10 protein-coding genes are annotated in these 12,696 nt (G+C 57.8%); 4 read left to right on the top strand and 6 right to left on the bottom strand.

Annotated features, from left to right (window positions below):
• Window positions 1-169: 169 nt before the first annotated feature.
• On the top strand, window positions 170-943 hold the full coding sequence (locus N7D90_RS22535; protein ID WP_261740044.1) for a ParA family protein: 774 nt from the start codon (window positions 170-172) through the stop codon (window positions 941-943).
• Here N7D90_RS22535 and trxC read toward each other — a convergent pair.
• The gene (gene trxC / locus N7D90_RS22530) at window positions 940-1,380 is read right to left on the bottom strand and encodes a thioredoxin TrxC (RefSeq protein WP_261740043.1); all 441 of its coding nucleotides are present in this window, start codon (window positions 1,378-1,380) and stop codon (window positions 940-942) included. The genes N7D90_RS22535 and trxC overlap by 4 nt on opposite strands.
• A gap of 152 nt (window positions 1,381-1,532) precedes the next feature.
• On the bottom strand, window positions 1,533-3,329 hold the full coding sequence (locus N7D90_RS22525; protein WP_261740042.1) for an SLC13 family permease: 1,797 nt from the start codon (window positions 3,327-3,329) through the stop codon (window positions 1,533-1,535).
• Window positions 3,330-3,635: 306 nt separating this feature from the next.
• Here N7D90_RS22525 and N7D90_RS22520 point away from each other — a divergent pair, with 306 nt between their 5' ends.
• Both N7D90_RS22520 and N7D90_RS22515 read left to right on the top strand, forming a co-directional pair.
• Window positions 3,636-3,923: a type II toxin-antitoxin system HigB family toxin gene (locus tag N7D90_RS22520; RefSeq protein WP_261740041.1), complete on the top strand. Its 288-nt coding sequence runs from the start codon at window positions 3,636-3,638 to the stop codon at window positions 3,921-3,923.
• 5 nt (window positions 3,924-3,928) lie between these two features.
• Complete coding sequence (locus N7D90_RS22515) at window positions 3,929-4,330, top strand: type II toxin-antitoxin system HigA family antitoxin (protein ID WP_261740040.1); 402 nt, start codon at window positions 3,929-3,931, stop codon at window positions 4,328-4,330.
• On the opposite strand, the gene N7D90_RS22510 is transcribed toward N7D90_RS22515, so the two are convergent.
• From N7D90_RS22510 to N7D90_RS22495, 4 genes are all read right to left on the bottom strand, one after another.
• On the bottom strand, window positions 4,323-4,598 hold the full coding sequence (locus tag N7D90_RS22510) for a DUF3077 domain-containing protein (protein ID WP_261740039.1): 276 nt from the start codon (window positions 4,596-4,598) through the stop codon (window positions 4,323-4,325). The two genes, N7D90_RS22515 and N7D90_RS22510, sit on opposite strands and share 8 nt — an antisense overlap.
• A 478-nt stretch (window positions 4,599-5,076) precedes the next feature.
• A complete protein-coding gene (selO, locus tag N7D90_RS22505; RefSeq protein WP_261740038.1) occupies window positions 5,077-6,540 on the bottom strand; it encodes a protein adenylyltransferase SelO in 1,464 nt (487 codons plus the stop codon).
• Between the two features lie 145 nt (window positions 6,541-6,685).
• A complete protein-coding gene (gene mscK, locus N7D90_RS22500) occupies window positions 6,686-10,033 on the bottom strand; it encodes a mechanosensitive channel MscK (protein ID WP_261740037.1) in 3,348 nt (1,115 codons plus the stop codon).
• Between the two features lie 35 nt (window positions 10,034-10,068).
• Window positions 10,069-11,811, bottom strand: a complete 1,743-nt coding sequence (locus N7D90_RS22495; protein ID WP_261740036.1) for a potassium/proton antiporter — start codon at window positions 11,809-11,811, stop codon at window positions 10,069-10,071.
• 246 nt (window positions 11,812-12,057) lie between these two features.
• Here N7D90_RS22495 and N7D90_RS22490 point away from each other — a divergent pair, with 246 nt between their 5' ends.
• The gene (locus N7D90_RS22490) at window positions 12,058-12,639 is read left to right on the top strand and encodes a hypothetical protein (RefSeq protein ID WP_261740035.1); all 582 of its coding nucleotides are present in this window, start codon (window positions 12,058-12,060) and stop codon (window positions 12,637-12,639) included.
• Window positions 12,640-12,696: the final 57 nt, after the last annotated feature.

The following is a 12,696-nucleotide window of genomic DNA, read 5'->3' as shown; positions in this document are numbered from 1 at the left end:
TTCGTCTGTGATCTGAAAAAAATAGGGTCAATGCGCTTTAGGTGTGAGAGGTGTTTATTTGTTTTCTCAGATAAACGCCCAAAGGCTGTAGTTCATTTCGTAGCAAGGTAGCGAAGCCGCGCAAAGGCCATCTACACTCGGCTACTCATTGGTACACGGAGGTTTTGAAATGCGGCGCGTGGTGTTCAACCAAAAAGGCGGTGTGGGTAAATCCAGCATCGCGTGCAACCTGGCGGCAGTCAGTGCCAGCGAGGGTTACAGGACATTGCTGGTGGATCTGGACGCCCAAGCCAACTCCACTCAATACCTGACTGGCCTGACCGGCGACGATATCCCGATGGGGATTGCCGACTTCTTCAAGCACAGTTTGACGGCCGGAGTAGGTTCGAAGAAAAACCGGGTCGATATTTACGAAACGCCTTTCGAGAATTTGCACGTTGTTACCGCCACGAGCGAATTGGCCGATTTGCAGCCCAAGCTTGAGGCCAAGCACAAGATCAACAAGCTGCGAAAACTGCTTGATGAATTGTCCGAAGACTATGATCGCATTTATGTCGATACTCCGCCCGCACTGAATTTTTACGCTGTATCGGCTCTGATCGCCTGTGATCGGGTATTGATTCCGTTTGATTGCGACAGTTTTTCACGTCAGGCACTGTATGGCTTGCTGGCGGAAATCGAAGAGCTAAAAGAAGACCACAACGAAGATCTGATGGTCGAAGGCATCGTGGTCAACCAGTTCCAGGCCCGGGCCAGCCTGCCGCAGCAAATGCTTGATGAGTTGATTGCCGAAGGGCTGCCGGTGCTGCCGATGTACCTCAGCAGCTCCGTGCGTATGCGCGAGTCACATCAGGCGTGTCAGCCTTTGATTCACTTCGACCCGCGGCACAAGCTGACCCAACAGTTTGTGGAGTTGCACGATTATCTGGATCAGAACGCTTAAGCGCTGATGCCCTGGCTGCGCAGCCAGGCGGTGAGTTGCTGCAAAGGTAACGCACCGCTCTGGCGAGCTACTTCACGGCCGTTTTTAAACAGTATCAGGCTGGGGATCGAGCGAATTCCCAATTGCCCGGCCAGTTGCTGATTGGCCTCGCTGTCGAGTTTGGCCAGTCGGCATTTGCCGATCAGCTGGCTGGCGGCTTGCTCAAATATCGGGCCAAAGGCTTTGCAGGGCCCGCACCACTCTGCCCAGACGTCTACCAGCAATGGCAGGTCGCCTTTGATCTGGCTGGCATAGTCGGTTTGTTTCAAATCGAAGGGCAAGGCCAGTAGCACAGCATTTTTGCAGCGCCCGCATTTGGGGTGCTCGCCGATGCGTTCGGCGGGGATACGGTTAAGGCCGTTGCAGTGAGGGCAAGGGATCAGCAGCGGTTCGGTCATGGGTAAATACTCCACAAAGAGGGCTCTGTGTAGCCGCTGCCGCAGGCTGCGATAAGGGCCGAAGGCCCTTTGAAATCAGGAATGCTGCGCAATCCATCGCCGCCTGCCCCAGCGACTGCAGGTTCAGGGTGTGCAGTTCAGCAGACAATCCCTCAACCCGCCACCGGCGTCAGTGGCCAGATCCACGGGATCACCAGCATGGCCACGATCAGCATCAGCACATTCAATGGGATGCCGATGCGCATAAAGTCGCTGAACTTGTAACCGCCCGCGTTATACACAAAGGTGTTGGTCTGGTAGCCAATCGGCGTGGCGAAGCTGGCACTGGCGGCAAACATCACGGCCACCACGAATGGCCGCGGGTCGACGCCCAGTTGCTGCGCCACACCAATTCCGATCGGCGTCAGCAATACCGCCACGGCATTGTTGGAGAGGATCTCGGTGAGGATGCTGGTCAACAAATAGATAAACCCTAGCATCAGCAACGGCCCGGCATGAGGGAGGGCGGCCATGGTCTGGTTGACCACCAGATTGATCAGGCCGACTTTATCCATCGCAATGCTGATGGCCAGCATGCCGAAAATCAGACTGAGGATTTTCCAGTCCACCGCCTTGTAGGCGTCCTGCACGTCCAGGCAACGGGTGGCGACCACTGTTACGGCGGCGATCAACGCCAAGCCTTCGATGGGCATGATCTCGAGTGCTGCGAGCAGCATCACCGCCAGCGTGGAAATGATTGCAATCGGCGCCTTGTCGCGGCGATATGCACGCTCAAGGACAGTATTGAGGCTGATCAAGTCGCCATTTTCGGCAAAACGACGAATTTGCGAAGGTGTGCCTTCGACCAGAATCACATCGCCAAATTGCAGGTGCAGGTCGTCGAGATTGCCTTGAATGTTTTCGTCCTGACGATGCACCGCGAGCACCGCAATGCCGTATCGCGCTGTCAGGTCGAGGTCGCGCATGGGGCGGTGGCTGTAGCGGGAATTTCGCCCCACGATGGCCTCGGCGAGGATCACATCGTGGTTGCTGATGGTTTCGAACGCGTCGCCACGGTTAAAGGCCAGCACGCCGCTTTCGCGCAGTTCGACTACATTTTGTACTTGCCCGTGCAGCACCAGGCGGTCGCCGCTGCGCAACTGGGTGGTAGGTTCAGGCGTGGAAAGCTCTTGCTCGTCGCGAAAAATCTTCAGTACTTGCAGGCCGCTGCCACCATTCAGATCGGCTTCAGCCAGGGTCTTGCCGATCACGGGGGAATCGTGGGGCACCAGCAATTCGCTCATGAAGGTGCGCGTCAATTCCGGGCGCAGTTGCTTGGACAGGCTGTCGCGATCAGGCAGCAGGCGGTTGCTGAAAATCATTAGGTACACAAAACCCACGGCGGCAAACATCAGCCCGGCCTGAGTGATTTCGAACATGCCAAAAGGCGCGAGCCCGGCTTTGCGCGCGACCCCGTCCACCAGAATATTGGTCGAGGTGCCGATCATCGTCAGCATCCCGCCCAATACCGTGGCGTAAGACAGCGGGATCAGCAGCTTGGAAGGTGAACTGTGGGCGCGCTTGGCCAAGGCAATTGCCACTGGGGTCAAAATGGCCACCACGGGGGTGTTGTTCAAAAAAGCCGAAATCACCAGCGCGGTAATCATCAACCCGCCCAGAACCCGCAGCGGTTGGTCGCCCACCAGATTGCCCAGCCAGTTGCCCAGAGCATCAATGCAGCCGGTGCGTTCCAACGCGGCCGAGAGCACAAACATGCAGGCAATCGTGGCGGGGGCCGAGTTGCTGAGCACGCTCAACACTTCGTGGGGCGTGAGAATTTGCGTGACCAGCAGGGCGGCGACGGCAATGGCAGCCACCACATCGGCGCTCCACTTCTCGCGCACAAACGACACCAACAGCCAGACCAGCAAAGCGGCAACAAACAGCAGGGGGAGCGAGTCCCAGGACATGGGTCTTCCTTAATGCAACGAATCTCGTATGAGGTATCGGGCAGGCCAGAGCCGCCGCGCGGGCGTCACGATAATCAGGGTGGGTTAGTTCGTCTAAGACTGTTTGGGCAGGTTGTTATGCGATTTGGTTATGCCAGTGTCCAGGCGAAGTATTTGCACACACAGTGCTGAGCCAGTGGCGCATCCCCTTATCTAGGCTTAGACGCGAGACACCGACAGCACCATTAGTCAGAGAGGCGTTATCGCACATTGCGATTTGCTGATCTCTGGCTTAGCCTCCATAGCAAGATGCGATAGGGACGTTGCATGCGAGTGATAACAGCCAAGCGTATTTGGGAAGCGAAAGAACAATGGCCGCAATCGGCGAACGCTCTTGATGAGTGGTATCGCAAGATCAAGGTCCTCAACCCTGAAGACTTTGCCGCGTTAAGGTCGTTTTTCCCAGCCACCGACAAGGTAGGTTCGTTTCACGTTTTCAATATGGGAGGTAACAAGCTGCGGCTGATTGCCCTGGTGCGTTATCGGGTACAGCGCCTCTACATTCGTCATGTGCTGGATCACCGTGACTATGACAAGGGCAACTGGAAGGAGTAAGCACAATGAATGCATTGGTCGAACAGGCGGTAGAGCACTGGCAGTTTGTGTCACCCCTGCTGCGCAAACCAAAAAACGAAGCAGATTACGACGCGTTGGTTGCAGCCCTTGATCAACTGAGCGACTTGATCGGCGACGATGAAAGTCACCCCTTGATGAGCCTGGTGGACATCATCGGCGACTGGGTTGAGGCCTATGACCTTGAGCATCGACCGATGCCCAAGGCCAGCGGTGTCGATGTATTGCGCTCGGTGATGCAAGAGCACGGGCTGACCCAAAGCGATTTGCCGGGGGTTGGCACCCAGTCGGTGGTGTCCGAAATCCTCAGCGGCAAGCGCCAGCTCAACGTGCGACAGATTCGCTGGCTGGCGGATTACTTCAAAGTGCCTGTGGACATGTTTATCTGAGGCTTTGTGCCTGCGCCACGCGGTCTAGCGTGGCGTCAATCAACCCTTTACTCATTTCAATCAGTTGCAGGCTGGCGAACGTCAGGCTGTGGCTGGTTTGTGGGCTGGTGACCTGGCTTTCCGCACATAGAACGGTGGCACTGCCGAGCAATTGGGCGGCCAGTTCCAGCGCGAGGTTGATCGGGATGCCGGGGTTTACGGTGAACAGGGTTTCACCGCTAAAGCTGTGGCCGAAGGGGGTTGGGGTTTGGGTGATGATTTGGGGCATTGGAAAACTCCACTATGAGGTAAGAGTTACCACCGCTCGCCGTCAAACTTAAGGTGGCAACTGTGTGCAGGTTGACGGACCGGTCATAGTGGGACCCGGCGCACCCGAAGGTGCCCCACACACAGTCGCCATAACATTCATGCGGGCACGAGTGTGCCGAACGAATTTCTAGACTATGCGTTCCACTATGAAGAGCCCGACCGTCAAACCGGATCACGAATGTGTCGTGACGTTGGCGAGGATAGGGGCTGGTGGGGTAGGGGTCAATCGGGAGCGAGCCACAATCTCTGTGAGAGTAAATACTACGATTTGTAGCAGCTGCCGAGGAACGAGGCTGCGTTCGAGTGCGAAGCGCTCGCAAACCCGGAGTATCGGTGTTGCTTGACACACCGACGAGCCTGATTTTACGACGACTGCGCCGGAATGCCGTATCACGCCGAACGTAGCCTCGTTCCTACGGCAACTGCTACGCAGCGAGTTACGACGAACAACTGATTTCCAGATGCTTGCCCCACTCCGGTGGCCGCTCGGCATAGCTTTCCATACCCGCTTGCTCGGTAAATGGCTGGGTCAGCACCTTGTGCAAGCGCTGCACTTCGCTGTAATCCCCGGCCTGTGCCGCATCGATGGCCTTTTGTGCCAGGTAGTTGCGCAGGATGTACAGCGGGTTGACCGCGTGCATACGTTCGCGGCGGGCGCTTTCATCACTCACACCTTCACGGGCAACCCGGGCTACGTACTGCGCGGCCCATTCATCAAAGCCCTTGAGGTCGACAAACTCGTCACGCAGCTGCGCCACAGCCTGTTCGGCTGGCAAATCCCCCAAGCGACGGAAGAGCAAGGTGTAGTCGATGCTGCTGCCTTGCATTTTTTGCAGCAGTGTTTCGATCAATTGTTGATCAGCGTCTTCGCCGGTGGTCAGGCCCAGACGGCGGCGCATCAGGTCGGTGTAGTGGGCCTGGTACAGCGGCAAGAACAACCCCAGGGTTTCACGCAGGGCTTCAACGCTGATAAACGGCGTTAACGCCTGGGCCAGTGCGCTGAGGTTCCACTGGCCGATAGGCACCTGGTTGCTGAAGGAATAGCGCCCTTCGTGGTCGGAGTGGTTGCAGATGAAGTTGGCGTCGAAGTCGTCGAGGAAGGCAAAAGGCCCGAAGTCGAAGGTGATGCCCAGAATCGACATGTTGTCGGTGTTCATCACACCGTGGCAAAAGCCGTAAGCCTGCCATTTGGCAATCAGCTCGGCATTGCGCTCGACGATCTCGCGGAACATCGCCAGATACGGCTCGGGTTGCTCCAGGCACTCGGCAAAGTGCATCGCCAGTACGTGCTCGCCCAGTTGCTTTTGCTGCTCGGGGCGCTTGGTGTAATAGAAATATTCGAAATGCCCGAAGCGCACATGGCTCGGTGCCAGGCGCAGGACCATGGCGGCGCGTTCCTGGGTCTCGCGCCATACCGGGGTGTCTGAGCCGATCACGCACAAGGCGCGGCTGCTGGGGATGCCCAGCGCATGCAGCGCTTCGCTGGCAAGGAACTCGCGGATCGATGAACGCAGCACCGCGCGGCCATCGCCCATGCGCGAGTAAGGGGTCATGCCGGCGCCTTTGAGGTGCAAGTCCCAATGCTCGCCCGCGTCGTTGTAGACCTCGCCCAGCAATAGCCCGCGGCCATCGCCCAATTGCGGGTTGTAGGAGCCGAACTGATGGCCGGAGTAGACCATGGCGCGAGGTTCGGCATCGGCCCACAGGGTGTGGCCGCCAAACAGTTGGGCGAATACCGGGTCCTGGGCAACAGACGGGTCGAGATCCAGTAGTGCCAGAGCGGCCTCGCTCGCGACTACCAGCCGCGGTGCGTCGATAGGCTCGGGCAGTACGTGGGTTGAAAACGCGTCACCCAGCCGAGCAAAGCGGTTATCAAAAGTCAGTTCGTCGAGGGCTTTCAATGACCGTCTCCAGTAAAGGGTTAAAGCGTGTGCAAAACCTGTAGCCGCTGCCGCAGGCTGCGATGGGCAGCGAAGCGGCCCTCAAAAAACTGAAGGTCCTGCGGCCCTTATCGCAGCCTGCGGCAGCGGCTACAAGGTGTATGTATTAATCGAGCTTGCCCAGTTGCGGCTTTTGCTGCGGTGGTGTGGGTTCCACCGGCGCTTCTGGCCCAACGGGCACCAGCTTGTATTCCTGGCCCTGCAAGTTCTTGAGGTACACCTCCATCTGCTGGAACGAGATGTTGATGTGGTGGTTCTTGAATTCGCGGTTGATAAAGCGGTTAACTTCGTCGATCACCGGGTTACGGTCACCCAGATCACGTACGTGCATGCGCAATTCGTGGTCCAGGGTGCTGGCGCCAAAGTTCAGGAAGTACACGTGGGGCTCAGGGTCTTTGAGCACTCGCGGGTTTTCTTGCGCGGCCTTGAGCAGCAAGTGTTTGACCAGGTCCAGGTCGGAGCCGTAGTCGACCCCCAGCTTCAGGGTGACGCGGGTGATGGTGTCGGTCAGCGACCAGTTGATCAGTTGCCCGGTAATAAAGGTTTTGTTCGGGACGATGATGTCTTTGCGGTCGAAGTCGGTGATGGTGGTCGCACGGATGCGGATCTTGCTCACGGTGCCCGACAGGTTGCCGATGGTGATGGTGTCGCCAATCCGTACCGGGCGTTCGAACAGGATCATGATCCCGGAAATAAAGTTGGCGAAGATTTCTTGCATCCCGAAGCCCAGGCCCACCGACAGTGCGGCCACCAGCCATTGCAACTTGTCCCAGCTCACGCCAAGGGTCGAGAGGGTCGAGACAAAGCCGATGCCGATGATCACGTAGGTCAGCAAGGTGGTAGTGGCATAGGCGCTGCCCTGGCCCAGGTCAAGGCGCGACAGCACCAGCACCTCCAGCAGACCGGGCAGGTTGCGCGCCAGCGCGATGCTGATGCCGATGATGACCAGCGCACCGATCACGTCACCGATGCTGATGGGCACCATGCTCATGTTGGCGCCGCTGCCGCTGGTGTATTCGTACAGGGTGATGTTGTCCAGGTAGGAAAATACCGAGATCAAGTCGGCCCACACCCAATACAGAATGCCAATAAAGCCCGCCAGCAGGGCCAGACGGATCAAACGCAGAGACTGTTGGTTGACCTGTTCGATGTCTAGCGTCGGTTCTTCGATGACGATGTCGTTGCCTTCGCCTGCTTCCTTGGCAGCTTGGCGCTTGGCCAGTGCACGCTGGTAGGCCAGGCGCCGTGCGGCTACCGCCAGGCCACGGACAAAGGCGGCTTCGACCACCAGCCAGAGCATCAGCAGGTAGAGGGTGTTGATCAGGCGGTCGCTGAGCTTGAGCGCGGTGTAGTAGTAGCCAAAGCACACGGCAACAAACAGCGCGAGCGGCAACAGCGCGAAAGCAAAACCGAGCAGCTTGCGCAGGCGATAGGCTTTGGTCGCCGTCTCAAAGTCGTTGAGCAACAGGCGGCACAGCAACCAGGCCATAGCGGCATAGCAGCTCAGTACCACGAGGATGCCCAGTACATCGTCTGCCAGCGCCGCCGGTTGCTGCTCGGCAAAGGCGACCACGGCCACCAGGGCCAGCACTACAAAGCCGAGCTTGCGGATCCAGTTCTGGAGGAACGCAACCAGTGGTTTTTCCCAGCGAAAATGCAACTCGGCCACGCCACCGGGTGCCAGGATCCGGTACGCGGTGTAGAACACCAGCCAGGCTTCGGCCATCTGGACCAGCGCCGCGCCGGTATTGGCGTTCATGCCGCGGGCATCGGTTTGCAGGGCATAACCGCACAGGGCCAGCGCCAGGGAAAGGGGCATTGCCAGCAGGATGTTGATCAGGATCGCCAACGGTGTGTGCCATTGGCTGTCACGCTTGAAGTGGCCAATGTCCTGATGGATTTTGTTCAACTTGCTGTAGAGGTATTTGCGCTTCCACAGCAGGGCCGCTACCACCAGCAAAAACGGTAGAAACAATAGCGGCCGTTCCACCAGGCCTTCTGCCAGCTCGGTGACGCTGGAACCCCAAGGCAGGATGGTAATTTGCTGTACCAGTTGGCTCGGGGCGGTTTCCAGCCATTCCAGGTCCAGCGGCTTATTGCTGGGGATCCAGAACATTTGCTCGTCCAGCGTGGCGCGCAGGCTTTGGGCGGTGCTGAGCAGTTGCTTCTGGTTCAGTTGCAGGGTGATCGATTCGTTGAGCACCGAGCTTAACTCGCGATTCAGGCGGTCCAGCAGATCGCTGCGGGTGTTGACCAGTTCGAGCAGGGTTTTACGCAGTTGCGGAGTGACTTGATCGGCGGGCTGGGTCGACAGCAGGTTATCGACGTAGGTCGTGGGGTTGCTGATCAGCTCGCGCTGCTGGTTGATTTCAAACTGGTATAGACGAATGTCGGCGATTTCGTCTGCCAGATTCTTGTCCATTTTTTGCAGGCGCGGCAGGGCTTGCTTCTGCTTATAGAGAATCTTGGACAGCAACAAACTGCCCTTGAGCACATTGATTTGCTCATCCAGCGCTTGATCGCTTTGAGTGACGTTGTCCAGTTGTTGCTTGGTTTCGAGGTTCTGCTGGGTGACTTCGTTAAGGCGGTCGGTACTGCGCAGCAAGTAGTCAGAAAGCTTGAGGTTGATTGCGCTTTCGGTTGCCAGCAGGCTGCTGCTGCCGGATTTTTTTGCCTCAAGGGATTGTTCGGTGACGGTTTGTTGCGACTGCGCCAGACGCTTTTGGTTGATCAGGGTTTGCAGGTCCTGGATTTCTTGATCCTGACGCGTGGTTTTTTCCAGCAGCAGATCATGCTGGCTGCCGCTCAGGTCTTGCAGCAGGCTGTTACCGGCCAGCTCCTGGCGACGCAGTGCTATCAGTGCGGTGAGCGAGGCGGCTTCAGCATTGAGCTGGTTGCGTTGATCGGGGGTGAGCAGCTTGCCGTTGTCGCGCCCTGTTTTCAGGGTGGTGCTGATCTGCTGGATGCGCGTCTGGCTGGCGCTGATTTCGGCCTGCGCCCGCTCTGGCCGGGTTTGCGCGGCAATGCTCTGGCTGTTGGCAATGGCCAGTGCTTTTTGCAACTCGCCCTGTTGCGTGGTGCGTTCAGCCAGCAGTTGTTCCAACTGTGGTACGGGCAGGTCACTGTAACGCTGCGCCACGGGTATGGCTTTGCTGGCCTTGAGGCGGGACAGTTCACGCTGGTTTTCGCTGGTCTGGCGAGGTGCACTGCTGAGCAGTTGTTTCACGTCGTTCAGGCGCTGCTCGTAATCGGCTTTGTTGGCCAGCAGGGCAAGGGTCTGCTGGAGCACTGCTTGCAGCGCTTTAAGGTCGGCGTCCGGCAGCTTGCGATCAGCAATTTTGTCGAGGCTTTGCTGTACCGCTTCTGCGGTAGGCGGTTCGGCCGCGTGTAGCGTGCCGACACAAAGGCTCAGACCGAGCAGGACGGTTGCGAAAAACGTGCGCAGAGTTGGCATAGATACCGGTCAGACAAAGGTCAGAAAGTTGGAGTTTAGAGGAACAGCCCGGGCCCCGGTGCACTTCCTTCGGGGAATCTGACGCCTACTTTGGCGATCTTGTTCCCTTCCATGACGGCGACGGTCCAAATGGTGTTGTTCCATTCCACCTGGTCGCCGACGACTGGAGCGCCGCCAACTTTCTGAGCAATAAAGCTGCTGAGTGGAATGTTGGGGTCGATGCCGTCCAGCTTCAGGCCGTACAAGGCCGATACAGCACCCAGTTGGGCGTCGCCTTCGAGCACAAAGTCGCCGAAGAAACGCAAATCCAGGCCGCGGCTCGGCGGCTGGCTGAACAGTTTGCCCAAGGCTGGCAAGTTGTGTTCGTGGCCGATCACGCAGAGCAGATCGCCAATTTCCAGCGTCGTACTACCCGACGGATGGAGCAGTTTTTGATCGCGAAACAGGGCTGCGATGCGGGTGCCATCGGGCATTTTCAGTTCCCGCAGGGCCGCGCCGATGCACCAGTTTTGTGCGTCGAGACGGTAAACAAACAATTCCCACTCGCTGGTGACATGCACTTCAAGGGCCGAACGGGAGACGGGGGCCAGGTCTGGCGGTACGGTCACCTTAAGCAGCTTGGCAACCCACGGCAGGCTGGTGCCTTGCACCAGAAGGGACACCAGCACGATAAAGAACGCCAGGTTGAAATACAGTTGCGCATTGGGCAGCCCGGCCATCAACGGGAATACCGCCAGAATGATCGGCACCGCGCCACGCAGGCCTACCCACGCGATAAAGGCTTTTTCACGGCCGTGGAAGGCCTTGAAGGGCAGCAGGCCCACCATCACCGACAGCGGACGGGCGAACAGGATCATCCACAGCGCCAGCGCCAGTGCCGGAATCGCGATAGGCAGCAGGTCGTGCGGCGTCACCAGCAGGCCAAGGACCAGGAACATGCCGATCTGTGCCAGCCAGGCCATGCCGTCGAGCATGTGCAAAATGCCGTGACGGCTGCGAATCGGGCTGTTGCCGATCACTAGCCCGCACAGGTAAACCGCCAGGAAGCCGCTACCGTGCAGGGCGTTGGTCAGGGAAAAGACCACCAGCCCGCCTGCGATCACCAGAATCGGGTACAGGCCGTTGGCCAGGTTGATCCGGTTGACCATTTGCAGCATCAGCCAGCCACCTGCCAGCCCGACTGCGCCGCCGATACCGAACTCACGCAGCAGGTTGAGCAACAGGCTCCAGTGCAGACCGGTTTCGCCGCTGGCCAGCATGTCGATCAAGGTCACGGTGAGGAACACCGCCATCGGGTCGTTGCTGCCGGATTCGATCTCGAGGCTGGCCGAAACCCGCTCGTTCAAGCCCTTGCCACCCAGCAACGAGAACACCGCCGCCGCATCGGTCGAGCCGACAATGGCGCCGACCAGCAGGCCCTGGATCAGGTTGAGGTTGAACAGCCAGGCGGCCATCAGGCCGGTGAGCCCGGTGGTGATCATCACCCCCACCGTGGCTAGCGACAGCGCCGGCCATAACGCCACGCGGAAACTGGAGACCCGCGTGCGCAAGCCGCCATCGAGCAAAATCACCGCCAGGGCGAGGTTGCCCACCAGATAAGCGGTGGGGTAGTTGTCAAAAATAATGCCGCCGCCATCGACACCCGCCGTCATGCCCACCGCAAGGATGATGACCAAAATCGGGATGCCCAGACGCGAGGACAGGGAACTTACCAGGATGCTTGCACCTACCAGCAACGCGCCGATCAAGAACAGGCTGTTGATGGTCGTCGCATTCAAAGGCAGTACTCCAGGAAACTCAAAAAGACAGGGCGCAAACCAAACATGCAGTCTGCGTGCCAGCGATTCTAACCTGCGTTATTGGCGGGCTGTCAAAAAGGTTTTGAATGAATTTCAGCATGTGCTTTTTTGGTGCCACGCAGTTGATGATTTGGTTTTTTCTTACAGGGTAATGGGAATCTGACTGCATTTTTATGTTGGGCAAATTGTGTCTACTGCGACCTCCCACTTGTGCATGGATGTGATATGAACCCTGCAACTGCGGCTGACGGTACGTTAGTGGACAAAAAATCGCGGCCTGATGACGAGCGAAGCACGCTGTATGTCGTGTCTGTCACCAAGTTTATTTTGCTGTATGCGCTGACGGCGGGCGGGTACGTATTTTATTGGTCGTACCGTAACTGGGCGTCATATAAAGAAGTGAGCGGAGCACCGATCATGCCGTTGATGCGTGCCGTGTTCTGGCCGTTCTTTATTCTTTCGCTGTTTGACAAGGTTCAGAACGGCCTGGACATGACGGGGCGCTCATACTTCTGGCACCCGGAGACCCGGGGCTTATTGATCATGCTGCTGGTCATGTTCGCGGTGCTGGTGTCGCTGTTCTTTAACCGGCCTACGGATACGGTGTTTGTGTTTGTCGCCAACGTTGTGTTGATAGCCAGCTGCTGTGCGATGTTTGTCGAGGCTCAGCGTGCGATCAATATGCTGGGTGGCGACCCGCAGGGCAGCCACAACAGCGCGTTCACTTGCTCCAATATTGTGTGGATGGTTGTGGGTGTGCTGTACATGGCCTTCGTTGCCTATCTCGTGTTTATGTTCGAAGGCTGATTTTTTGATGTAAAAAAACCGGGCAACCTTTTCAGGTGCCCGGTTTTTTATTGCCCG

Origin of the sequence: Pseudomonas fragi, from assembly GCF_025426255.1 — a bacterium.
Lineage (GTDB): Bacteria > Pseudomonadota > Gammaproteobacteria > Pseudomonadales > Pseudomonadaceae > Aquipseudomonas > Aquipseudomonas kulmbachensis.
The sequence above is the reverse complement of the archived record's forward strand: the minus strand, read 5'-3'. Positions and strand labels throughout refer to the sequence as shown.

Bases quoted from the DNA above. Each gene is read 5' to 3' on its own strand.
- N7D90_RS22535 (WP_261740044.1), top strand. From the start codon at position 170: ATGCGGCGCGTGGTGTTCAACCAAAAAGGCGGTGTGGGTAAATCCAGC.
- trxC (WP_261740043.1), bottom strand. From the start codon at position 1,380: ATGACCGAACCGCTGCTGATCCCTTGCCCTCACTGCAACGGCCTTAAC.
- N7D90_RS22525 (WP_261740042.1), bottom strand. From the start codon at position 3,329: ATGTCCTGGGACTCGCTCCCCCTGCTGTTTGTTGCCGCTTTGCTGGTC.
- N7D90_RS22520 (WP_261740041.1), top strand. From the start codon at position 3,636: ATGCGAGTGATAACAGCCAAGCGTATTTGGGAAGCGAAAGAACAATGG.
- N7D90_RS22515 (WP_261740040.1), top strand. From the start codon at position 3,929: ATGAATGCATTGGTCGAACAGGCGGTAGAGCACTGGCAGTTTGTGTCA.
- N7D90_RS22510 (WP_261740039.1), bottom strand. From the start codon at position 4,598: ATGCCCCAAATCATCACCCAAACCCCAACCCCCTTCGGCCACAGCTTT.
- mscK (WP_261740037.1), bottom strand. From the start codon at position 10,033: ATGCCAACTCTGCGCACGTTTTTCGCAACCGTCCTGCTCGGTCTGAGC.
- N7D90_RS22490 (WP_261740035.1), top strand. From the start codon at position 12,058: ATGAACCCTGCAACTGCGGCTGACGGTACGTTAGTGGACAAAAAATCG.